This is a genomic window from Massilia sp. LMS1-1-1.1, assembly GCF_040815535.1.
In the GTDB taxonomy this organism is placed as follows: Bacteria; Pseudomonadota; Gammaproteobacteria; order Burkholderiales; family Burkholderiaceae_D; genus Janthinobacterium; species Janthinobacterium aestuarii.
In genome coordinates this window covers 416416-439609 of record NZ_JBFPNG010000023.1, presented here as the reverse complement: position 1 = coordinate 439609, position 23194 = coordinate 416416, and the positions used below count along the sequence as shown (strand labels likewise).

Annotated in this window: 24 protein-coding genes and 1 tRNA gene; 13 read left to right on the top strand and 12 right to left on the bottom strand. The window is 57.7% G+C overall.

Translation table 11 applies throughout. The features are described from left to right. Positions 1-64: 64 nt before the first annotated feature. Positions 65-1669: a hypothetical protein gene (locus tag MRBLMS1_RS17010; RefSeq protein ID WP_485880564.1), complete on the top strand. Its 1605-nt coding sequence runs from the start codon at positions 65-67 to the stop codon at positions 1667-1669. 559 nt (positions 1670-2228) lie between these two features. On the opposite strand, the gene MRBLMS1_RS17005 is transcribed toward MRBLMS1_RS17010, so the two are convergent. Beyond that, a complete protein-coding gene (locus MRBLMS1_RS17005; RefSeq protein WP_485880562.1) occupies positions 2229-2720 on the bottom strand; it encodes an IS66 family transposase in 492 nt (163 codons plus the stop codon). A gap of 203 nt (positions 2721-2923) precedes the next feature. Between MRBLMS1_RS17005 and MRBLMS1_RS17000 the strand changes: the two genes are divergently transcribed. The 4 genes from MRBLMS1_RS17000 (at position 2924) to MRBLMS1_RS16985 (ending at position 6997) form a co-directional block, all read left to right on the top strand. After that, on the top strand, positions 2924-3067 hold the full coding sequence (locus MRBLMS1_RS17000; protein WP_485881028.1) for a hypothetical protein: 144 nt from the start codon (positions 2924-2926) through the stop codon (positions 3065-3067). 282 nt (positions 3068-3349) lie between these two features. Beyond that, on the top strand, positions 3350-3829 hold the full coding sequence (locus MRBLMS1_RS16995; RefSeq protein WP_485880560.1) for a hypothetical protein: 480 nt from the start codon (positions 3350-3352) through the stop codon (positions 3827-3829). Further along, on the top strand, positions 3829-5403 hold the full coding sequence (locus MRBLMS1_RS16990) for an FAD-dependent oxidoreductase (protein WP_485880558.1): 1575 nt from the start codon (positions 3829-3831) through the stop codon (positions 5401-5403). The genes MRBLMS1_RS16995 and MRBLMS1_RS16990 overlap by 1 nt, the downstream gene beginning before the upstream one ends. 1060 nt (positions 5404-6463) lie before the next feature. Beyond that, positions 6464-6997, top strand: a complete 534-nt coding sequence (locus tag MRBLMS1_RS16985) for a hypothetical protein (protein WP_485880557.1) — start codon at positions 6464-6466, stop codon at positions 6995-6997. A gap of 838 nt (positions 6998-7835) precedes the next feature. Here the strand turns inward: MRBLMS1_RS16985 and MRBLMS1_RS16980 are convergent. From MRBLMS1_RS16980 to petA, 6 genes are all read right to left on the bottom strand, one after another. Then, positions 7836-7911: transfer RNA gene (locus MRBLMS1_RS16980), tRNA-Thr, on the bottom strand. A gap of 26 nt (positions 7912-7937) precedes the next feature. Then, complete coding sequence (locus MRBLMS1_RS16975; RefSeq protein WP_046681987.1) at positions 7938-8450, bottom strand: ClpXP protease specificity-enhancing factor; 513 nt, start codon at positions 8448-8450, stop codon at positions 7938-7940. A 105-nt stretch (positions 8451-8555) separates the two neighbouring features. After that, the gene (locus tag MRBLMS1_RS16970; RefSeq protein WP_010394154.1) at positions 8556-9167 is read right to left on the bottom strand and encodes a glutathione S-transferase N-terminal domain-containing protein; all 612 of its coding nucleotides are present in this window, start codon (positions 9165-9167) and stop codon (positions 8556-8558) included. A gap of 120 nt (positions 9168-9287) precedes the next feature. Continuing rightward, entirely contained in the window at positions 9288-10052 is a 765-nt protein-coding gene (locus tag MRBLMS1_RS16965) for a cytochrome c1 (protein ID WP_034753006.1), read from the bottom strand. 36 nt (positions 10053-10088) lie between these two features. After that, entirely contained in the window at positions 10089-11501 is a 1413-nt protein-coding gene (locus MRBLMS1_RS16960; RefSeq protein WP_230518127.1) for a cytochrome b, read from the bottom strand. A gap of 2 nt (positions 11502-11503) precedes the next feature. After that, entirely contained in the window at positions 11504-12112 is a 609-nt protein-coding gene (petA, locus tag MRBLMS1_RS16955) for a ubiquinol-cytochrome c reductase iron-sulfur subunit (RefSeq protein WP_072455827.1), read from the bottom strand. 412 nt (positions 12113-12524) lie between these two features. Between petA and mscL the strand changes: the two genes are divergently transcribed. From mscL to MRBLMS1_RS16935, 4 genes are read left to right on the top strand one after another with little or no spacing between them, the layout of a single operon-like run. Further along, on the top strand, positions 12525-12974 hold the full coding sequence (gene mscL / locus MRBLMS1_RS16950; RefSeq protein WP_034753010.1) for a large conductance mechanosensitive channel protein MscL: 450 nt from the start codon (positions 12525-12527) through the stop codon (positions 12972-12974). A gap of 41 nt (positions 12975-13015) precedes the next feature. Beyond that, on the top strand, positions 13016-14176 hold the full coding sequence (locus MRBLMS1_RS16945) for a Do family serine endopeptidase (RefSeq protein WP_072455825.1): 1161 nt from the start codon (positions 13016-13018) through the stop codon (positions 14174-14176). 21 nt (positions 14177-14197) lie between these two features. Beyond that, the gene (locus MRBLMS1_RS16940) at positions 14198-14890 is read left to right on the top strand and encodes a DUF2461 domain-containing protein (protein ID WP_034753016.1); all 693 of its coding nucleotides are present in this window, start codon (positions 14198-14200) and stop codon (positions 14888-14890) included. A 15-nt stretch (positions 14891-14905) separates the two neighbouring features. After that, positions 14906-15250, top strand: coding sequence for a cupin domain-containing protein (locus MRBLMS1_RS16935; RefSeq protein WP_223278961.1), 345 nt, complete (start codon positions 14906-14908; stop codon positions 15248-15250). A gap of 8 nt (positions 15251-15258) precedes the next feature. Here the strand turns inward: MRBLMS1_RS16935 and MRBLMS1_RS16930 are convergent, their stop codons facing one another. The 5 genes from MRBLMS1_RS16930 to MRBLMS1_RS16910 form a co-directional block, all read right to left on the bottom strand. Next, positions 15259-16299 carry an NAD(P)H-dependent glycerol-3-phosphate dehydrogenase gene (locus MRBLMS1_RS16930; RefSeq protein ID WP_485880550.1) on the bottom strand — a complete coding sequence of 347 codons (1041 nt, stop codon included), beginning with the start codon at positions 16297-16299 and terminating at the stop codon, positions 15259-15261. A gap of 36 nt (positions 16300-16335) precedes the next feature. After that, on the bottom strand, positions 16336-16797 hold the full coding sequence (locus MRBLMS1_RS16925; RefSeq protein WP_128141000.1) for an SH3 domain-containing protein: 462 nt from the start codon (positions 16795-16797) through the stop codon (positions 16336-16338). Between the two features lie 181 nt (positions 16798-16978). After that, entirely contained in the window at positions 16979-17452 is a 474-nt protein-coding gene (secB, locus tag MRBLMS1_RS16920) for a protein-export chaperone SecB (protein ID WP_010394167.1), read from the bottom strand. Between the two features lie 160 nt (positions 17453-17612). After that, positions 17613-17879 (bottom strand): glutaredoxin 3, encoded by a 267-nt coding sequence (grxC, locus tag MRBLMS1_RS16915; protein ID WP_034753025.1) that lies wholly within the window; start codon positions 17877-17879, stop codon positions 17613-17615. 27 nt (positions 17880-17906) lie between these two features. After that, positions 17907-18323: a rhodanese-like domain-containing protein gene (locus MRBLMS1_RS16910; protein WP_128141002.1), complete on the bottom strand. Its 417-nt coding sequence runs from the start codon at positions 18321-18323 to the stop codon at positions 17907-17909. A 106-nt stretch (positions 18324-18429) separates the two neighbouring features. On the opposite strand from MRBLMS1_RS16910, the gene gpmA reads away from it, so the two are divergent. The 4 genes from gpmA to MRBLMS1_RS16890 all read left to right on the top strand — a co-directional run bounded on the left by gpmA (position 18430) and on the right by MRBLMS1_RS16890 (position 23142). After that, the gene (gene gpmA, locus MRBLMS1_RS16905) at positions 18430-19176 is read left to right on the top strand and encodes a 2,3-diphosphoglycerate-dependent phosphoglycerate mutase (RefSeq protein WP_070280024.1); all 747 of its coding nucleotides are present in this window, start codon (positions 18430-18432) and stop codon (positions 19174-19176) included. 76 nt (positions 19177-19252) lie between these two features. After that, entirely contained in the window at positions 19253-20716 is a 1464-nt protein-coding gene (locus MRBLMS1_RS16900) for a murein hydrolase activator EnvC family protein (protein WP_128141379.1), read from the top strand. A gap of 47 nt (positions 20717-20763) precedes the next feature. Next, positions 20764-22257 (top strand): S41 family peptidase, encoded by a 1494-nt coding sequence (locus MRBLMS1_RS16895; RefSeq protein ID WP_485880546.1) that lies wholly within the window; start codon positions 20764-20766, stop codon positions 22255-22257. Positions 22258-22380: 123 nt separating this feature from the next. Beyond that, a complete protein-coding gene (locus MRBLMS1_RS16890; protein WP_070304513.1) occupies positions 22381-23142 on the top strand; it encodes a HesA/MoeB/ThiF family protein in 762 nt (253 codons plus the stop codon). Positions 23143-23194 lie beyond the last annotated feature (52 nt).

The following is a 23194-nucleotide window of genomic DNA, read 5'->3' as shown; positions in this document are numbered from 1 at the left end:
GCGCGCTGGAGGACAAAGAGTCCGCCAGTCTCCCTGTAACGTTGATGAAAGGAATCGCTTGATCATGTCGAATATGGCCAACTCTCTTCGCAGCAAGGCATCCTCGATTGAGAACTTAGCAGACTTGGAAGAAAGTCAGCGTATCAATCTGACGCAAACGCTGGCTGACATCCTGACGCTAGAGATGCACGATGCTGAAGTGTTAATAAACGACTACCCCAAAGACGCCTTGGACCTCTACGTTGCCTTCGCAGAAACAGTGCAGGAACATGGTGAGCACGCGCGTGAATGGCGTCAGAACACGATGACTTTGCTACCTCTCCAGTACTGGAAGCCGCTTGCGGCTGAATCCGGTCCTTTTCTGGTGAGCGAAAATCCTTATACGTCGCTGAAGTACCTCTCGCATCGCGAGTTCAGCGACACCAAGGCGCAGCAGCAATTTAATAATCGCAAGGCCTTGCATACGGCGCTGAGCGAACTACTTCGCGTAAATGTTTATGAAAAATATGCGCCCTTGTTGTCGTGGGACGCTGAAGACCTGATCGATGCCGGCGGCGTGGCGCGTTACCCGCATTTGAAGGACATCACTCTTTGGCAGCTCACACATGCGGTTGAGGACATGTTCAACCGCGAGTATTACTTGTTTGAGCATGAATATCGCACGCGCCACCGTTCACCCGATACCGAGGCCACGCCATCCAAAACCATCAGAAACTTGGCCAAGGATGCCGCAGAACGCGTTCATCTTCAACTTGCGTCCTGGACCATCACTAGTCTTTTTTCCTGGGCGCCATACGACATGGGCGAGTACGTCGTGGGTGAGCCGCTTCCGGAGGGGGCGGATGCCCAACAGCGAGGCCATCTGATTCTCCGTGTCATGTGCAACATGGCGGCGAACCGGGTATTGCTGGAGCGAGCCAGGTTCGACGGCCTTAGTGCCATAGGGGCCGAGGCCAACCAAGCATTGCTTCAGGCATTAAACCGAAACGGTATTTTTGAAGCCCCACACTTCGATGACTACGACTACGATGAGGACGGTATACGCAAGCTTTTCGATGCTTGGTTCGGTCCGGACGGCTTAGTGGCAACGGACGAAAAATATCCGTGCAGTCTGACGGGACAAGACCTTGAAGTGGTGATCGCTCAAGCCCGCCATATCCGGCAGCAGTATTTAGATACGCGCGGTCATTATGCAGGCGGACAGCACGCAACCGTATATAGTGTTTTCCTGTTTGCGCTGGCGGTTGCTGCCTGCCACTTCAAAAAGATAAAGTTGCCAGATGAGTTTTCCCCTTGCCGAACCAAGCCGGTGATACCCGCTCGTAACTTGGGGGGGCGTCGAATGGAGCTTGTGGGGCCGGAGGCAATCGAATTATTAAAAGCAATGTACGGTCAGCTTTTTTATGGCAATAAAGGTTACCAGTTGAAAGCTGAAGGCACGCGGCAATATGCAGACGATTATCGCTGGCGTCATGCATATCTGCAGAACCTGCTTTTCAATATGTTCAAGCGTCTGTCACCGTCGCAGCTGCTGCACTTTGATGGCGTTATGATGAAGTTGGTTCTTGCGAATGAAAAAGGTCTTGGTGCGCTGGACCGCGAAGCCACGGCGAATGCACATCGCCTCATTCGATTCCGTTTGGCACTTCAGAATTTTTATCAAGCCTGATGATCCTTCGGGTGCTTGCTCCATATCCCGCGGTATCAGTCAAAACTATCAGAGTAGACTCCGGAAATTTTGCCGGGGGGATCACCAACTGTGTTTCCACCAAATTTGCCCAAAATTTTAAAGATGTAATCAACAGGCCTGCGTCGACAAGCATTTTTGGGGTAAATTTAGGGTAATGGAAACAGTTACGTTGTCACAAGCGCCAGTGGGTCGGCGCCGGCGCCGACAGACGCAGCCAATTCACACCGGCACCAGCCAGCGCTATTGTCCTGCGCTCATCTGCCAACATGCATCGTCCGCCTGCGGCCAGACGAACTGGGCACGGTGCAGGCGGCGCAATCCCATCCACATACCGTCTCAGCACACCAGCTTGAGGCGAGTGCGGCGACAGTTGGCAAATAGATAGGCTGTGCCGTCGCAAAGCAGGCGCCCAGCACTTGCTGCACGTGCAGCGACAAGCCATCGATAACCGTGCGCGTGTCTACCGCCGCTGCTGTCAGCCAGATCGCATCGGCCGACAGTTCCATCACAGTGCACGCATCAGTTTTCGGCCAGCCAACTAACCGGCTACATCATCCGGCAGGCTCAACGTCCACCCGCGCTCGTTACGCAGGCTGATTGCCTGCGGCGCCGCATCGACACGGCAGACTCTATCCGCACCGGGAGCAACCCTGGCATGCCCGGCGACTTGAGTATCCGGCGCACGGAATAGCCCATCTGGCGGGTCGGAAACTCCTTGTTCGATGGCGTATGGCCACGTCGCGCAAAGTGCGTTCCGCCGCCGAGTTGTCCATCTCGATGGCACCGTCGTCACAGTAGTGCAGCAGCGCCGGCTAGAGTTTGGCGCGTACAGGATCGTCGCCGCCGTGTCGGACTTGCGCGACAGCGTATCGAGCGTGGTGCGCAGCCAGCGCTCAAGGTCATCGAGCAGCGGACGCGAGCGGCCTTGCCGAATCTGCCTTCGTTCGTCAGGCGACTTACCCCGGATCGGATGCTGACGATAGTGGCCGCGTGTATTCGTGGAAATGGTGGGTTGAAAATTTGTGTCCATAATCGAAATCTGTGGGCACAAGTGCTGTGCCAAAATTCGATCATGAATGACGCTGTTCAGGCAGTCTAGACGTCGTTGCGAAGACGCTCCCCAATTTGCAAAGCGCCCGCGCCTGGCGTCTTAAGCAAGCATTGCGCAGTGCCTACGCGGACGCAGTCCTTTGCAAAGACCCGGCACAGGTTGAAACGGCTTAAGGGAGCTGGATTTCTTGGGCTAGGTGTTGCCGCCTGGAGCCGTTCAAGCGCCTTGCGCAAACGATCACAGATCGCTTGCCAGGCGTGGTGCGCGGCATGCTCGACGGCGGCGGCAATGCTTACGTCGAGGCCATGAACGGCATACTGCCGTAGGCAAAGACGGCAACGAGGGGATTTCGGACGATGAAAAACCTCATCGCAATTGGCTACCTGCGTATGTCCAAACTGGCGCACCTGCCGACTAGTTCCATGATTCCGGTCGCATCACGTGAAATTCGCGCTATACGATATCGCAGCTTCCAGCAATTTCCATACAAAACGGAATAGCGCCCGACTGCTTTGAGGCGCTGTCTGCCCGATGTGATAATTGGTGTATTTTCTTCTTTTGCAACGTGCTAATGTTGCTCTATTCTACTTTAACATCTATCTATCGATATGCCTGCCAAGTTTAACCCTGAAATAATAGGAATATTGCTTTTAGCACTCAGCAACCGCCGCCTCGAATTTCCTTATTGGAGATTTGTTGATGCTTATGATTTAGATTTCTTTCCCCCTGAAGAAATTGGAAATTTGACTGAATATTTTCAGCACTTGAGCGACTGGGGCTTGATTCAATCCGTGGAAAAACAAGACAAATCTGTGTCTCCGCTTGCCCAGTGGAGGCTTAGCACAGAAGAAGAATTTCAAAAACATAATGGCAACAATCATGATGGGAATGATAGCCCAGGCGATAACGGCCCAGGCGACAACGGAGGTGGCCCTGGGGGAGGCGGAGGTGGTCTTGGGGGCAATGACAATGACGGCAATGGTGGGGGGGTACGCGAGGTGTTAAGTCATCCCAATCTGTTTTCACTGCCAACCACCGAATTGAATGCAATCATTGACGGATTATTTGAAGACTTAGGAGCTGAGTAATGGAAAGTAGAAAAAAATCACCACCTTCCTCTCAAACCTCCCCCGTACCCGTTCCACCAATTTTTGAGGAAATCGACACCCTTAGCTTACTCGCACATAAGATTACATCGAATGTCTTCGATTTATCGAGTGGGCAAATTAATGTCAGCATTCGCGATCAAATGGTTCGTGCCCAGCATCTGGTGGAAGATCTTCGGGCTGCGGATAAGGAAGCAAACTCGATTTTGGTTGTCGGAATGGGGGTAGCGGGCATGACTGCTGCGTTAAGGGCCAGTGAGTTGGGATTTAAAGTATGCGCAGTTGAAAATCGCAAGAGGCCATTTGCGATGTTTGATGGTATTACGTCTAGATTTGTGGGTCCATACATGTATGAATGGCCTAGCTCTTTTTACGCATATCAATCTTATCCCTCCCATTACTCAACACCTTGGGCCGAGCATGGGCGAGCCGCACTCACATGGGAAGCCTCCAAACCAGTCACTGCAGATGAGTTCGCTAGGCTGTTAAATCGTAATTTGGAAAAATGGTGGTCTACTAAGGCTGCTTCTGAGATCCATTTGTTTACTCAGGTCTCAACATCCTCTGTGCAGAAATTTGTGAAGAAATTCGTGAACACGGAGAAGAAACGATCGCAGCAGAGGCAAAATGGCGAACCGATAAACGCACAGGAATCAATCTCAAAATTTAACGTTAAGCCCTTTGGCGCATCAGGTATCTGTTGGACACCACATGGTACCGCTGCAGTAAAACGCCCAACATATTTTACGCCTAATTACATTATTTTGGCCGCCGGGATGGGTAAGGAAAACCTCGACATCCCCAACGGGCCAAAACAAGCTTCAAGCTCTTTCTGGGAAAATGATGATCTGAAAGAAAGCGATAAGACAAACCAGCGGATAGTTGTGCTAGGCGGTGGTGATGGTGCTATTCAAGACGCCCTGCGGGCATTGACCATACACGACCATCCACTGTCGTTGATTGATCAATTGGAGGCCTCTCCCGCAGTACGGGCAGCTTTGGAACATGAAATGCCAGCGCTGCTCGATGCTGACCGCCAATTGCGCCAATACGTTTCATGGTCGCGTAGCACCGGCGGCTACAAAATGATCGATAACGCCTGCAAGAGCGCTGCTAAGAATCTTTCTAACAGCGCCGCAGTATTGCAACAGGTTCAGAAGTCTCTCCGTAAAGGTGAAGGTGAGGTAATTCTCTGTGTAAAGGAAGATTATTTCGGAAAATCGTATTTATTAAATAGATTTGTTGCCCACTTGCTGGCTGCCTGCGTAAATATTATCGCTACTAAGGAAATCTGCTATATGAGGTTCTCAGTACACTTTAACACCGAGGTCATAGCCGGTTACCATAATATATCGGAAAAAAAATACCGTCTGGATATTATTACACACCCTACAGCAAAGTGGTCCATCAGTAACATTGATTCTGTTGTAGTTCGCTTTGGCATCAAACACAAGACTATTCCCCGCTTACAGCTGATACAGCTATCCGAGGAGACTGGGAACCCCCAGCAAAGAACGACATTGAAACGCGTAGAGCTTCCATTTGTCGCGATGTGATCGATTGCGGTCCACGAAGTGGCCTATGAAGACCCGAAGGTCCCATTTGGGCGAAGCGGACTTACCTGACGTAAGCGTAAAGTGAGCGCCGGCTTGAGTTAGGCGTTGACTTGCCAGATGATGGCCTCACACCGTTGGGAAGCGGCGTGTTGTCGAGCCGAACGAAGCTGCGCGTCGCAGTTCAAGGGCAGGAAGTCGTCGCTACGGTTGACGGGATGGTCGGCGATGTTGACATGCACATGACGCAACTAGGTTTTAGGGGCAGTGTAGGCCTCCCTAGCTAGGAGTCTGCGCGGCCGAACGATTTCGCCTCATTTTCCGATATTTCCAGGGTTGCTGTATCCCTTCCCAAGGTCGAGAAAATCGATTCTAGAGCGTTCTGAGAGGTCGAAAAATCGAGCCGCGATTTTCATTTCTTCTGCCGCGCAGCCTCCTAGGCGTCGCTTGAATTCAGACAGATAGTTCGGGAGGCATTTGCAGTTGCGGGTCTTTGCGGCTGTCTCCGAAGTAGTGACCATCAAAAAAGTGACAAGAACTACTTTAAAGTAAATTACTTTTAGTGTTAGACATGATGGCTAGACACCTACTATTAAATTTGCCATGAATTAATATGTATTGACTTATTGAAATTTCCAATGGTACTCTTCTACTGTCGCTACGCGGCATTGCTTCTCTGCAGCTTAGGCTGCACTCCCAATAGTCTTCTGGCATCTGGAATGGTTCCGACTCTGTATGAGTTGTGCATTCATTAACTGCCTCAGTTTCCAAACCCCTTCACAATCCTATTCAAATCTTCGTTTGGAGCACACGCGTCTGTTTTGGCATGCGTCACTTCTTCCTCTGCGTCGACAGTTTTTTCGTCTGACGCTTCACCGCCGTACCTTTCCTAAACTTCTTGCCTCTGTCTAGAGCATGCCGTGTACTGCTCCACGGCTTGTTCCGCTTGTGCATGTGCAAAGGTTTGCCCGAGTACGGCCGGGTTGAAGGGGGAGTCCCTCTTCTAGTCGCACAGAGCTTCCGTCAAATCTTAGTTAAGCCTGTATTACTAGAGAAGGAAAGCATGTTTTTTACCCCAAACCAAATAGCCCATCTTGCCGTTGCGTTTGCGCAAGAACACTTGGATCAGATCAAAGCCAAGTCGGCAAAATATGGATTGCCTTGGGAAGATGGTCGCCAAGAATTCAGTCTCATCATCCTGGAAAAAGGTAAGGAGTTCGACCCAACGAGGGGTACGCTATGCCAGTTTATTTTCGGGCATTGGGAAAAGCGAATGCGACGACAACTTGGCGCTCACACGTTCGCAATCTCGCTCGACAGTGACGACATCATTGGCGAACGTACACGCGCGTTGATTGAGAATATCACTGTATCAACCGACGACGATAGCGAAGAAGGAACGTTCCTGTCGGATGAGACTACCGTAGCCAAGTTGCTATCGGTCGCACGCTTTATAAGCGGCAAGTCTACCTCTGATCTTGCGCAGATTTTGGGGGTTACATCACGACGAGTACGTCAGATGCTGCAGCAGTTACGCGAAAAGAAAACGATCCCGCAACGGCTTCAATTTTGCGTAGAGCTGGCTTGCTACAGTTAATCAACAGAGCCTGTTCTCCTCATGACAAGGTTCCTCACAGGTTCAGGCCAGTCTTGTAGCTGCCTGACACATTAGCCAGGCCAAATGGCTGGGACGATGTCTGCCGTCCCCATCTCTGAATATGAAAAACCAGCGTTGCGCCACCAGTGACTTGTCGTTTTTACCGGTAGAGCAACGCGGGAAACTGCATGAGAGTTGTGCTCGGCTCTTGAAGCCGGGTGGGGGCAAGCGTCGAAAGGCGCTTGCGTGTATTGACTGCGCGTCATGGGCGGCGTCGATACAGAACAGTATTCTTGGGCTGGGGCAGTGCCCCGGCATTGTCGGACATGTGCCGGACAATGTGGCGCTGACCATTGAGGTTGGCCTGTTGTTCGGCGCTCAAATTTCGAGGCGATGAATGGATCAGCAACAACCGCGAGCAGTAGAACACCTGATGGTAGGTTCTCAATCTTGGCTTGGCTTTATGCCGCTTGACTTGGAACGGCGGACACATGTCGACACCGCATGTGCTGCTTACCACCTTGGGAGAAAACCGCAGACATTGCGGGTATGGGCGTCCGCCGAAAATGGTCCTCTGCGACCGGTTCGGGTGAACGGCCGGCTGGCCTGGCCGGTAGAGGCTATCCGGCGCGTTCTTGGTGCTTGAGAGAAGGGCGTCGCACCTGTGCATGCGATGTATTCGATAAGAGCCGTTTTGGCTCTTCGATCGTCTGTGCATGGTGTGACAGGCCGCTGGCCCATCCGGCTTGATTGTTCAAGCCGGGTTACACAGGGGTTACATGGCATCCAGAAAGCAAAAAGCCCAATCCTGAGGATTGGGCTAAGTGCTTGAATTTATTGGTGCCGACTGCCGGTTTCGAACTGGCCACCTGATGATTACAAATCAACTGCTCTACCAAATGAGCTAAGTCGGCAAAAACTGCGCGTTGCGAATTATACGCTATTTAATGCGTGTCAGGGTCGGGCGGCCGCCTTTTTTTGGTGGCTCGTCGTCGCCTGGTGTGGCGTTGTCGCGTTGTTCGGGAGAGCTGGTTGGCACGGACGACAGGGTCGGGGCGCTGGCGGTGGGGGCGAGCACAGGCGGCGGGACGTCGGCGGAGGCCGGGCTGTCCGTCGGTTGCGCATCGGGGTCATCGTTGCCCAGCACTGGCTCGAAGGCCATGCCCTGGCCGTTTTCGTTGGCGTAGATGGCCATCACGTTGTCGACTGGCACGTAGATTTCGCGCGAGACGCCGCCAAAGCGGGCGTGGAAGCGGATGGCGTCGTTGTCCATCTTCAGGCCGCTGGTGGCGCCGAAGCTGATGTTGAGCACGATTTCGCCCTTTTTCACATATTCCATCGGTACCGTGGTGCGCGAATCGACTTTGACCGCGAGATAAGGCGTGTAGCCGCTGTCGGTGCACCACTCGTAGATGGCGCGCAGCATATAAGGTTTGGTTGAGATTTCAGACATGGTAGGCACTGTGAGGCGGGAGCGCCGCCGTCAAACTTGAGGCGGGCGCACCGGTAATTCAAAAGACGCAGATATCCCGGCAGGCGTAGCCTGCCGGGCCTATCTTTAGCGGCGCATGACCTTTTCGGAAGGGGTCAGTGCTTCGATATACGCTGGACGCGAGAAGATGCGTTCGGCGTATTTCATCAGCGGTGCGGCCGTCTTCGACAATTCGATGCCGTAGTGGTCCAGGCGCCACAGCAGCGGCGCGACAGCCACGTCGAGCATCGAGAATTCGTCGCCCAGCATGTACTTGTTTTTCAGGAACAGTGGCGCCAGGGTCGTCAGGCGGTCGCGGATTTCCGCGCGTGCCTTGTCGTGGGCCTTGTCGTTGCTCTTGGCGCGTTCGCTTTCCAGCACGTGCACGTGCACAAACAGTTCTTTTTCGAAATTGAACAGCATCAGGCGCGCGCGGGCACGCATCAGCGGATCGGCCGGCATCAGTTGCGGATGCGGGAAGCGCTCATCGATGTACTCGTTGATGATGTTCGATTCATACAGGATCAGTTCGCGCTCGACCAGGATAGGCACTTGGCCATACGGGTTCATGGTCGAAATGTCTTCCGGTTTGTTGAACAGGTCGACGTCGCGCACTTCGAAGTCCATGCCTTTTTCAAACAGAACCAGACGGCAGCGTTGCGAAAATGGGCAGGTTGTACCCGAATAGAGAACCATCATTTTTTATAGTTCCTTAGAAACAAAGGGGGTGAAGCCGCGAACGGCTCACCCCAGGTCGCTTGTCCACTCATGCGGACAACGCAGAAACAGGCATAAACCGGCCTATGGCCGGCGCCTCACTTATTTGACTTCCTTCCAGAACGACGCGTTAAGGCGCCATGCCAGCAGAGCAAAGACCGACAGGAACAGCAGCACCCACACGCCTAGGCGCTTGCGTGTCTGCTGTGCCGGTTCGGCCATCCACTCCATGTAGCCGACCAGGTCGGCTACCGCATTGTCATACTCGATCTTGTTCAACGTACCTGGCTTGACCTGCTCGAAGCCGGTAAATTTGTGGATCTTCTTGCCAGCTTCGTGCGGATCATTCTCTTCCACGAACTTGGCAGTCTGGACACCTTGCAATTCCCATAATACATGCGGCATGGCAACATTCGGCACGACCATGTTGTTCCAGCCGGTCGGACGAGTGTCGTCTTTATAGAACGTACGCAGGTAAGTATACAGGTAGTCGCCGCCTGTGCCAGCGGAAGATGATTTCGCGCGCGAAATTACCGACAAATCCGGCGGTACGACGCCAAAGAATGCCTTGGCGTCCTGCGCTGCCAGGCTTGTCGTCATCAGGTCGCCCACTTTATCGCTGGTGAACAACAAGTTCTGCTTGATCTGGTCTTCGGTCAAGCCCAGGTCGCGCAGGCGGTTGTAGCGCATCGACACGGCAGAGTGGCAATTCAAGCAATAATTGACGAACAATTTGGCGCCATGCTGCAGCGCTGCCATGTTGGTCTGGCGGTCAGGCGCCTTGTCCAGCGGAAAGCCGCCTTCGCTGGCGAGAGCCATGGCGGGCACGAGTGCCAGGATGGCGAGCAGTTTTTTTGCAATCTTCATATGATGTATGTCCTTTGAGCGTGGCGTGAGAGCGGCTTAGTGCGGGTGGAACGTCACACGCGACGGCACGGTCTTGAACTTGCCCATGGCACTCCACCATGGCATCAGCAGGAAGAAGCTGAAGTAAATCAGGGTGCACACTTGCGACACGATGGTTTTTGCATCCGTTGGCGCCTGGGTCCCGAGGTAGCCGAGGATCAGGAACGACAGGCCGAAGATGGCATAGATGTATTTGTGCCAGGTCGGACGGTAGCGGATCGATTTCACCGGCGAATGGTCTAACCATGGCAGGAACGCCAGGATCACGACGGAGCCGCCGAAGAACACCACACCCCAGAATTTCGCGTCCAGCACCTGCGGCAGCATGCCGATGATGGCGACGATGGCGATGCCGGCGATGATGGACTTGACGGTCGTCGACAGGCGCGACTTGAGCCAGATGAACACCACGTAGGCGGCCACGACACCCATCAGCACGTACATGAAGTCGGCCGTGGTGGCACGCAGCACCGAGTAGAACGGCGTGAAGTACCAGGTTGGCGCGATGTGGAGCGGGGTCTTCAGCGAGTCGCCTGGCAGGAAGTTGTTGTATTCCAGGAAGTAACCGCCCATTTCCGGCGCGAAGAAGACGACGGCGCTGAAAATGACGAGGAAGATCGATACGCCGAACAGGTCATGCACGGTGTAGTAAGGATGCGAAGGAATCGAATCGACCGGGTGGCCGTCGGCGCCCAGGTTTTCTTTCACTTCGATGCCGTCCGGATTGCTCGAACCCACTTCATGCAGGGCGATCAAGTGCGCTGCAACCAGGCCCAGCAGAACCAGCGGGATGGCGATCACGTGGAAGGCGAAGAAGCGGTTCAGGGTCGCGTCGGAGACGACGTAGTCGCCGCGGATCCACAGCGACAGGTCAGGGCCGATCAGCGGGATGGCGCCAAACAGGTTGACGATCACCTGGGCGCCCCAGTACGACATCTGGCCCCATGGCAGCAGGTAGCCGAAGAACGCTTCGGCCATCAGGCACAGGAAGATGGCGAAACCGAACAGCCAGATCAGCTCACGTGGCTTGCGGTACGAGCCGTACAGCAGGCCGCGCGTCATGTGCAGGTAGACGATGATGAAGAAGGCCGAGGCGCCCGTCGAGTGCATGTAGCGCACCAGCCAGCCCCACGGTACTTCGCGCATGATGTACTCGACGGAATTGAAGGCCAGGGCCGCATCCGGTTTGTAGTGCATGGTCAGGAAGATGCCGGTGACGATCTGCAAGACCAGCACCAGCATGGCCAGCGAGCCGAAGATGTACCAGAAATTGAAGTTTTTCGGGGCGTAGTACTTGCCCCATTGGTCGTTCCACAGCTTGGTCAGGGGAAAGCGGTCATCGACCCAGCCCAGCGCTTTTTCGGCGACGGGAGCGTCTGCCGGGAATTTCGTCTCTTTGAAAGCAGCCATGATCAAGCCTCGCCTTTCTCGTCTTTACCTATCAGCAATTTGGTGTCGCTCAGATACATATGACGCGGCACTTGCAGGTTGTCCGGCGCCGGCTTGTTCTTGAACACGCGACCAGCCATGTCGAAGGTGGAGCCGTGGCAAGGGCACAGGAAGCCGCCTTCCCAGTCATCGGGCAGCGACGGTTGCGGGCCGGGGGCAAATTTCGAGGAAGGGGAGCAGCCCAGGTGGGTGCAGATGCCGACGGCGACGAGAATTTCAGGCTTGATCGAACGCGCCTCGTTCATGCAATACGGTGGCGTAAATTCGTCGGGGTTGCGTTGGGAGTTGGCATCGGCGACTTTGCCGTCGGTCTTTTTCAGGGACGCGATCATTTCCGGCGTGCGCTTCAGGATCCAGACCGGCTTGCCGCGCCATTCGACGGTGCGCATTTCGCCGGGTTGCAAGGTGGTGATGTCTACTTCGACCGGCGCGCCAGCCGCTTTCGCGCGCTCCGACGGCTGGAAGGTGCTTACCAAGGCTCCCGCGGTTGCCAATCCAACTACACTGCCCGCCGCGCACGTGGCGACGAGCAAGCCGCGACGGCCTGAATCGACCTGCTTTTCGTTACTCATGCAAACCCCAATCAGTCAAAATGCGAATCTTTATTATGAGTGGCAGCCGCGAAAAACCCGTCGCCGAAGCTCTATCCCACTGATTGCCGCGATCCGCATCTTTGTACGGTAACGTGGCAACATCCCTGCGGAACTTCGGCCAATGGCGCAGCCCGTGCCAGTTTCTTGTTGATTATCCGGAAGTGAAAAAGCCACTTCTGGCAACCGCAAATTATAAGTGAAGCAAACAACGAATAAAACAAAAACGTTGCTTGTACCATAATTTATATACTTTTGCAGGAGGTGGCTAGTTCTTTCGAACTAGATGCGCATGGCTGTGCCGGAATTGGTCCTGCCGGCAACCACAAGTTGGTGTCCCCAGGAATCAATAGTATGATCGGCATGTTTTTATATCTATCCGAAGGAGAAATTCATGGCAATGATGCAAGAATTTAAAGAATTTGCAATGAAGGGTAACGTCGTCGATCTGGCGGTCGGTGTCATTATCGGTGGTGCCTTCGGCAAGATTGTCGATTCGCTGGTGCAAGACGTGATCATGCCACCCATCGGCCGCATTTTCGGCGGCCTCGATTTCGCCAACTACTACCTGCCCCTGAATGGCCAGGCCACCACCCTGACCCTGGTGGAAGCGAAAAAGGCGGGCGCCGTGCTGGCCTACGGTAACTTCCTGACCATTCTTCTCAATTTCGTCATTCTCGCCTTCATCATCTTCCAGATGGTACGCCTGATGAACAAGGCCCGCCGCAGCGAACCGGTCGCGCCGGCAGCGGCACCAGCCACGCCGGAAGACATCGTGCTGCTGCGTGAAATCCGCGACTCGCTGCAGAAGAACGGACAGAATAGCAACGATCTGGCAAAATAAGTCGTTCCGGCACGGGCCGGCTGACTTGGGCAGAGAACTGTATGCGACGATTCTGGTTATTGTTTGCGCAAACCGTGACGATCGCGTTGGCGCTGTACTTTGTGTACGGCGCGCTGCGCCCGGCCAGCCGGGTACAGCAGCTGGGTTCTCCCGCGAAACCGGTGCCCGTGGTGGAAACGGCGTCCAGCAGCCTGGCGCCCGGCTCCTACCGCGACGCGGCGGCGCGCGCCATGCCCGCCGTCGTCAACATCCTCACCCTGCAAGTTCCCAAGCGCGGCGCCCATCCGCTGGCGCGCGATCCCTTCTTCAAACGTTTCTTCGGCGACCGCGACCCGGACGACGGGGATGACGACGACTTGAAAAACAGCCTCGGCTCCGGCGTCATCGTCAGCCATGAAGGCTATGTGCTGACCAACAACCACGTGGTCGAAGGCGCCGATGAAATCGAAGTGGTGCTCACCGATGGCCGCAAGGCGCCGGCCAAGGTGGTGGGCCTGGACCCGGAAACGGACCTGGCCGTCATCAAGATCGACCTCGACAAGCTGCCCGTCATCGTGCTGGGCCAGTCGGAACTGGCGCGCGTGGGCGACGTGGTGCTGGCCATCGGCAATCCGTTCGGCGTGGGCCAGACGGTGACCATGGGCATCATCTCCGCCTTGGGCCGCAACAACCTGCACATCAACAGCTTTGAAAACTTCATCCAGACGGATGCGGCGATTAATTTCGGCAACTCGGGCGGCGCCCTGGTCGACACGCGCGGCAATCTGATCGGCATCAATACGGCGATTTACTCGCAAAGCGGCGGCTCGGTCGGCATCGGCTTCGCCATTCCCGTGTCGACGGCCAAGACGGTGATGGAAGCCATCATCAAGGATGGCCACGTGGTGCGCGGATGGATCGGCGTGGAAACGCAGGACATCACGCCCGAACTGGCGCAAAGCTTCAACTTGCAGCGCACCAGCGGCGCCATCATCGCCGGCGTGGTGCGCAACGGCCCGGCCGACAAGGCGGGCATCGTGCCCGGCGACATCCTGCTGACGGTGCAAGGCAAGCCCGTCGGCGACACGACGGAAATGCTGAACCTGATCGCCCAACTGCCGCCCGGCGAAAAAGCTAAAATGACGGTGCTGCGCAAGAATCGCGAAGCGGCACTCGACGTGATGGTGGGCAAGCGCCCCATCCCGAAAGAGCTTTCCAAATAGTTGCTGATCGGAATTTGACACATGCATGTGCGTGATTTGACCCAATTTTTACGTGAACTGAGCGACAACAACAACCGCCCCTGGTTTGTGATGAACAAGCCCCGCTACGACATTCTGCGCGAGGAATTCCTGGCGCTGGTCACCAGCCTGATCGGCGAGCTGGGCAAGTTCGACCCGGCCGTGAAATACTGCAATCCGAAGAAGGCCATGTTCCGCATCAACCGCGACGTGCGCTTTGCCCATGATAAAAGCCCGTATAAAACGCGTTTTTCGGCCGCCATCGCGCCGAACGACATGCGCCGCCCCAGCAAGGCAGGCGGTCCCACGTATTATCTGCAGATCGACGGCCAGGGCAACCTGCTGTTCGGCGCCGGCGAGTACATGCCGCCACCGGGCCGCCTGAAGGCGCTGCGCGAGCACATGGTCAACGATGCGCCAGGCTTTTCCAAAGTGCTGAAAAATAAGCGCTTGAAGGCCCGCTTCGGCACCATCCAGAACGAGGGCAAGCTGCAGCGCCCGCCGAAGGGGTTTGACGCGGACGCCGAGCATATCGAATTCATCAAGCTGAAGAGCTTTTTCGTCTGGACCGAAGTGCCGCTGCCCGTCAACGCCCCCGAGAAACTGCTGCCGACTCTGGCGGAAGGCTTGAAGGATGCGTGGCCGCTGGTCGAGTGGATGCGCGGCGCGAAAGAGCCGGAGGAAGTCACCGAGTAATTGCTGAAGGAGCACATGATGGCATTGGAGCACGCAAGTTCAGGACAGGTGATCGACGTGCTGCGCAGGGACGGCGACGACCTGTCGCAGTTTTCCGCCATTGCGCTGGCCAAGACGGATGAGCTGGAATTGATCCGCATGTGCATGCCCAAAGGCAAGACCATGCCCGAGCATCATGTGCTCGGCGAAATCACCTTGCTGTGCCTGCAAGGGCAGGTGGCGGTGGAAGCGCATGGCGGCGTGCAAGTGCTGGGGCCGGGGCAGATGCTGTACCTGCTCGGCGGCCAGGCGCACGCCCTGGAAGCGCGCGAAGACAGCTTACTACTGCTGACGATCTTGATGGCCAAGGCGGGGCGCTAGGTTTCGCCTTAGGCCGCCTCGGCGCGCGGGTCGCGCGACAGCAACTGCTGCACCATCACGTGCGGCAAATCCCCATCGAACAGCACGCCGGCCACCGCGTTGGTGATCGGCATGTCGACGCCCATGCGGCGCGCCAGTTCGCGCACGGCCTTGGCGCACGGTACGCCTTCGGCCACGTGACCGAGTTCGGCCACGATGGTCTCCAGCGCCTTGCCTTGCGCCAGGCCCAGGCCGACCCGGCGGTTGCGCGACAGGTCGCCCGTGCATGTCAAAATCAAGTCGCCCATGCCGGTCAAGCCCATGAACGTTTCCGTCTGGCCACCGAGGGCCGTGCCCAGGCGCGTGATTTCCGCCAGGCCACGCGTGATCAGCGCGGCGCGCGCATTCAAGCCCAGGCCCAGGCCGTCGGCCACGCCGGTGGCAATGGCCAGCACGTTCTTGACGGCGCCGCCCACTTCCACGCCTACCAGGTCGTCGCTTGCATACACGCGGATGGTGCCGCCATGCAAGGCCGAGACGACGGCGCCACGCAAGGCCGCGCTGTGCGAAGCGATGGTCAGCGCGCACGGCAAGCCGCGTGCCACTTCCTGCGCGAACGAGGGGCCGGACAGGGCGCCGCCGGGGATAGTGTCGCCCAGCACTTCCTGCACGATCTGGTGCGGCAGCAAGCCCGTGCCGCCTTCGAACCCTTTGCACAGCCACACGAGGTTGCCGATGGCCTTGTCTTTCAGCTGATGCAGCATGGGCCGCAAGCCCGCCACGGGGCAGGCGGCGATCAAGAGGCCGTGTTCGCCACTGGCATGCGCGACGGCGGCGTCGAAATCGGCGCTGATGCGCAATTGCGGCGGCAATGGGAAACCGGGCAAATAACTGTTTTCGCCGCTGGCGGCCATGGCGGCCATGGCGTCGCCGTTGCGGCCCCACAGCAGCACGTCGTGGCGGCCGGCCAGGGCCATGGCCACGGCCGTGCCCCAGGCGCCGGCGCCCAGGAGGGTGATCTTGCGGGCGGCGGGAATACTATCGGGAGTGACTTCAGGAGAAACTTGCATGCAACCTCAACGGGGCAGGGGAAACGGGCACGGTGCTTACAAGCCCCACACTTCGCTGGTCTTGACGTAGCCGCTCAGGCCATCCTTGTGGCGCACCTTGACCCAGCCGGAGCTCGCTTGCTCGCTCATTTCCAGCAGCACGCCCTTGTCGACGAGGAGGATGGCAGAGGCGGTATCGTCGGGGCTGGCGCGAACCTTGAGGTTTGCGGCGCGCGCCACGACGTTGCGCTTGGCCGACAGGCCCTTGGCTTCCGTCCAGGCCATTTCGCCGCTGGCGTCGCGTACCTTGACCCATTCGCCGTAGCTGAGCACGACTTCCAGCGGCATGCCGCGTGGCGCCACGTACAGCTTGCCGCCCTTGGCGGACGGCGCGTCATACAGGATCACGGGGGCTGCTCCCACCGTCTTGAAATCGACGGCGTGGCTGGCGGCGGTCGCCAGCAGCAGCACGGCGCCGGCCATCCAGCGGAACTTGCTCAAGAGCGCACTTTTCAACATGATATTTTTGAACCTTAACGAAACACGGCGGCCAGGCCGCCGTTTCTTACCTGCAGTATAGAACACTCACAAAACCGTCGCGAGCGGCAGTGCATTGTGGCCGAGAAGCGCAGCTGTGCTAGAGCACAGCGAGCATCACAGGCCGCAAGGCGCGCCGCGCAGCAGGTTTGGTGAGATGTTCTTAGTGCGTTTCGCTGGCTGCGGGCGCTGCTGCAGCGGCGTCAGCAATAGCTTGCAGACGTTGTTGGTAGAACACTTCGAAGTTGATCTCGGCCAGGTGCACTGGCGGGAAGCCGGCACGGGTGATCACGTCGGCGATATTGGCGCGCAGGTAAGGGTAGATGATGTTCGGGCAGCCGATTCCCAGCAGCGGATCGAGTTGATCGGCAGGAATGTTGCGTGCTTCGAAGATACCGGCTTGCTTGCCTTCAACCAGGAAAGCGACTTTATCGCCGACTTTGGCGGTGACGGTGATGGTCACGGTGGCTTCGAAGATGCCGTCGGCCAGAGGCGCAGCGCCCACGTCCAGAGCGACTTCGATCGCTGGTGCTTCTTGTTCCAGGAAAATAGCTGGGGAATTTGGTTGTTCCAGCGACATGTCTTTCAGGTAGACGCGTTGGATTTGGAAGACTGGTTGCAGGTTTTCGTCAGACATGGAACGCTTTCGTTGTAAAGGACAAGAACGGCACACCGTTCAAATATGGTGCTTGCGGTATGTAAACCGCGCCGGATAGGCGCGGCCAGATCAGGTGCGAGGGCAATTGTATCAAAACAATACGACAAAAAACCAAGCAATTTCTCGAACCAGCTTTATATCAGGCTGCCGTGCCATTTAACAAGGGGTCCAGCTTGCCAGCTTGATCGAGCGCATACAAATCGTCGAATCCGCCCACGTGGGTGTCGCCCACATAGATTTGCGGCACCGTGCGGCGGCCCGTGCGTTCCATCATCTTGATGCGCTCTTCCGGGTCGAGGTCGACGCGGATCTTTTGCACGGCGACGCCCTTCGATTCCAGCAGGCGCTCGGCGCGCACGCAATACGGACACACGGCGGTGCTATACACAATTACGGGGACAGTCATGATGATTCCTTCCAGTTAAGTGCCGGCTTACTTCGCCAGCGACAAGGTTTTCAATGGCAAACCTTGCTTTTTCCATTCGTCGAGGCCGCCTTCCAGACTCGTTGCCTCAGCGAAACCAGCTTTGCCCAGCAGGCCGACGGCGGTTGCCGAACGCGAACCTTTCTGGCAAACCACTACAATGGGGCGCGTTTTGAATTTTTCCAGCTCGCCCAGGCGTTTTGACAGTTCCGGCAGCGGAATATTTTTTGCGTCAGGCAAGTGGCCCGTGGCGAATTCTTCCGCGCTGCGCACGTCGACGATGACACTCTTGCCACGGTTGATCAGTTGCGTGACTTCCAGCACGGTCGCGCGCTTGCCACGCATCGACAGCAGTGGCCAGAGGAGGGCGCCGCCGGAAATAATGACGATGGCAAACAGAAAAATGTGGTCGATAATGAATTTCACGTAGGGTCCAATGGTTTAAGTCAATCCGCGCATTATAAAATAGAAGCTGGACGAGGTCTTTTTACGTTTTGCTTTTTTGATTTGAACCCCTTGAGAAGATAGAACTATGTACAAAATCGTTTTCATGCGTCACGGCGAGTCCACCTGGAACCTCGATAACCGCTTCACCGGCTGGACCGACGTCGATCTGACGGAAAAGGGCGTCAACGAAGCCAAGGCCGCCGGCCAGATCCTCAAGCAGGAAGGTTTTACGTTCGACGTGGCCTACACTTCCGTCCTGAAGCGCGCCATCCGCACCCTGTGGCTGGCGCTCGACGAGATGGACATGATGTATCTGCCGATCAAGAACGACTGGCGCTTGAACGAGCGCCACTATGGCGCCCTGCAAGGCCTGGACAAGGGCGAGACGGCCGCCAAGTATGGCGACGAGCAAGTCCTCGTGTGGCGCCGCAGCTACGACACGCCGCCGCCGCCGCTGGCGGAAGACGACGACCGCGCCTCGTTCAACGATCCGCGCTACGCCGGCTTGCCGAAAGCGTCGATTCCGCTGACCGAATGCCTGAAAGACACCGTGGCGCGCGTGATGCCGGCCTGGGATGACGAAATTGCCCCGGCCATCCGCGCTGGCAAAAAGATCATCATTTCGGCCCACGGCAACAGCCTGCGCGCGCTGATCAAGATGCTCGACGGTATCAGTGACAGCGACATCGTCGGCCTGAACATCCCGAACGGCCAGCCGCTCGTGTATGAACTGGATGCCGACCTGAAACCGATCCGTCACTACTACCTGGGCGACCCGGCAGCGATTGCGGCAGCGCAAGCAGCCGTGGCGAACCAAGGGAAGGCCAAGTAACTTGTCGTCTTTCTTCCGCGGCACAGCCATCGCCCCCTCTGCTGAACGACCCCTGCCGGCGTGGCGCGCCGGTGCCATGCTGTGCCTGGCGCTGCTGCTTTCCAGCGGCGCCGCGCAGGGCGCCAAGCCCACCGAACGCAGCAAGCAGAAGGCGGCCGCGGAAGCACAACGTGCTGGATTGCAACAAAAGCTGACGGCGCTCAAGCGCGACATCAGCCGCACGGAAAGCGCCAAAGATGACGCGGCCGATACCCTGGCCGAGTCGGAAGAAGCCATTTCCAACGCCAACCGCGCCTTGCGCGACCTGGCGCAGGAACAAAGCGAGACGGGCGTGAAACTCAATGCGCTGGGGCAAGAGCACCAGCAATTGACGGCCACCGTCGAGAAACAAAAGACGCAGCTGTCAAAGTTGCTGCGTGAACAATATGTCGCCGGCAACGAAGACCGCATCAAGCTGCTCTTGTCGGGCGACAACCCCAACCGTATCAACCGCGACTTGCAATTGATGGCGTATGTCTCGCAGGCACAGGCGCGCCTGCTGGAAGCCTTGCGCGCCAACTTGCTGGCCGTGGAGAAAAACCAGGCGGACGTGCAGAACGCCAAGGATGAACTGGAAGAAATCGCGCAGGAAGAGCGCGACCAGAAAGCCTTGCTGGTGCAGGAGAAGGCGCGCCGCGCGGCCTTGCTGACGACCCTGTCCCAGCGCCTGGTGGCGCAGCGCAAGGAAGTGGGCAATGTCGAGCGCGATGAACAGCGCATGGGCAACCTGGTCGACAAGCTGGCAAAGCTGATCGAAGAGCAGGCCGCGGCCGCCGCGGCTGAAAAGAAACGCCAGCAATTGCTGGCCGAGCAGCGCGCTGCCGCCAAGGCGGCCGCCGACGCGAAGATCGCGGCGGAAAAACGCGAACGCCTGCTGGCCGCGCGCGCCAAGGCTGCCCAGGCGCAGGCCGAACGCGAACGCATTGCCAAAGAGCAACAAAACAAATCGGGCAAGATCAAGCCGCAGACGCCGCCTCCGCCGCCCGTGAAACTGGAACCGATCGACGACGACGAGCCGCCGCAAGTGGCGAAGGTGACACCGAAGCCCGAACCGAAGCCGGAACCGGAGCCGGAACGCCCGAGCCTGGGCCCGGCCGCTCCAGCCGGCGCCTTTGCCAGCCTGAAAGGACAGTTGCGCGCGCCCGTGGCGGGCAAGATCGCCGCCCGCTTCGGCAGCAAGCGTGGTGACGGCCCCAGCTGGAAGGGCGTGTTCATCCGTACGGGCGAAGGCAGCGAAGTCCACGCCATCGCCGGCGGCCGCGTCGTGTTTTCCGACTGGCTGCGCGGTTTCGGCAATTTGATCATCGTCGACCACGGCGGCCAGTACATGAGTATTTATGGCAATAACCAATCCTTGCTGAAACGGGTGGGCGACGCCGTCAAGGGCGGTGACGCCATTGCCAGCGCGGGCAACAGCGGCGGCAACGAGGAATCAGGGCTATACTTTGAATTGCGTCATCAGGGCCGCGCCTTCGATCCCGCCACCTGGGTGAAGTTTTAAGTTCCCACCATTGCTGCGGCAGCGAATTTGTAGATTGCGAAGAATACATGGGTATCAAAGTCAAAAGTATCGGCCTGATCGGTCTGGGCGTACTGGCCGGCATCGGCATGTCGCTGCAGTTCCCGGCCGTGGCGCAAAAAATTACGAATGCCCCGCTGCCGCTCGACGAGCTGCGCCAGTTGTCCGACGTCTTCGGCCTGATCAAGTCCGATTACGTCGAGAAGGTGGAAGACAAGAAACTTTTAACGGAAGCCATTTCCGGCATGGTCTCGTCCCTGGATCCGCACTCCGTCTACCTCGATAAAAATGCCTTCAAGGAAATGCGCGAAAGCGTGCAGGGCAAGTTTGTCGGCATCGGCATCGAAGTGAGCATGGAAGACGGCTACGTGAAAGTCGTCTCGCCCATCGAGGACAGCCCGGCCGCCAAGGCCGGCATCCAGGCGGGCGACCTGATCACCCGTCTCGACAACATTCCGCTGAAGGGCTTGCAGCTGGAAGAGGTCATCAAGAAGATGCGCGGCCAGCCCGGCAGCAAGCTGGTGCTGACGATGTCGCGCAAGGGCGAAAGCAAGCCGCTGGTCTTCCCCATCGTGCGCGAGGAAATCCGCGTGCAAAGCGTGAAGGCCAAGATGGTCGCGCCCGGCTACGCCTGGCTGCGTATCGCCCAGTTCCAGGAACCGACCGTCGATGACATGGTCAAAAAGATCAACGCGCTGTATGCGCAAGACCCCAAGCTCAAGGGCCTGGTGCTGGACTTGCGCAACGATCCCGGTGGCGTCGTGCCGGGCGCCATCGGCGTGGCCACGGCATTTTTGCCCGGCAACTCCGTGATCGTTTCGACCAAGGGCCAGTTGCCCGAGTCGAAACAGGTGTTTTACGGCCGCCGCGAATTCTATGCGCCGCCGGGCGCCAAGGCCGATCCGCTGGCCAAGCTGCCGGCCGCGCTGAAAACCGTGCCGCTGGTGGTGCTGGTCAATACCGGTTCCGCGTCCGCCTCGGAAATCGTCGCCGGCGCCCTGCAGGATTACCAGCGCGCCACCGTCATCGGCACGCAGACCTTCGGCAAGGGTTCCGTGCAAACCTTGCGCCAGATCACGGCCGACACGGCCGTCAAGCTGACGACGGCCCGCTACTACACGCCGAAAGGCCGGGCCATCCAGGCGCGCGGCATCGTGCCCGACTTGCTGGTCGATGAAACGGCCGAAGGCGACGGCTGGAACAGCCTGCGCGTGCGCGAGGCGGACCTGGAAAAACACTTGAGCAGCAACGACGGCAAGCCGGAAGCGGCCAAGCCGACGATGGAAGGCATGCAGGATCAATTGGAAGAAGAGCAGCGCCTGATCGCCACGGCGAAAAAGCGCAAGCCGCTCGAATACGGCGCCAAGGACGATTTCCAGCTGCAACAAGCCTTGAACCATTTCCAGGGCTTGCCGGTGCAGCTGGCCAAGGTGGACGCCAAGGTTGAAAAGATCGGCGCCAAGCCGGAAATCGCTTCCGACATCAAGGCCGATGACAAGAAGATTCCGGTGCGGAAGCCGTGATGCTTAACCCAATGCAAGTGCCGGGGTCAGTCGCTTCGCGATCGGGATGTGCCCCATTGGGGCGCATCCCCCCAGCGGGTCCGACCCCGGGGTGTGATCTGGGTTTGCAGTAGACGTAAAACCATGAACGACAACCAACTGCTGCGCTACTCGCGCCACATCCTGCTTGATCAGATCGGCATCGAAGGCCAGCAAGCCTTGCTCGATGCGCATGTGCTGGTGATCGGCGCGGGCGGGCTCGGCTCGCCTGCGGCCATGTACTTGGCCGCCAGCGGCGTCGGCAAGCTGACCCTCGTCGATGACGACACGGTCGACCTGACCAATCTGCAGCGCCAGATCGCCCACACGACGGCCCGCGTGGGCCAGCCGAAAGTGCTGTCGGCGCGTGAAACCTTGACTGGCATTAATCCCGAGATTGAAATAGTGGCCTTGCAGGAGCGCCTCGACGGCGCGCGCCTGGCCGAACTGGTCTTGTCCTCCACGGTGGTGCTCGACTGCACCGACAACTTCGCCACGCGCCACGCCGTCAACCGCGCCTGCGTGGCGGCCAGGGTGCCGCTGGTGTCGGGCGCCGTGATCCGTTTCGACGGGCAAGTGAGCGTGTTCGACCCGCGCACGGGCACCCAGCCTTGCTATTCCTGCCTGTTTCCGCAGGAGCAGCAGTTCACGGACGAGGCGTGCTCGACCATGGGCGTGTTCGCGCCGCTGGTCGGCGTCGTGGGCGCCATGCAGGCGGCTGAAGCGCTGAAACTGATCATGGGTGCGGGCGAATCGCTGGCCGGACGGCTGCTGCTGCTCGACGGTTTGCACATGGAATGGAGCAGCATGCGCGTCGCACGCGACCCCGGCTGCGCCGTTTGCGGCAAAGTGGTCTTGCCGGCCTGACAGCCCCCGCAGAAATTTTTCCCTATATGACAGGCTTTGTCATATTTCCGCT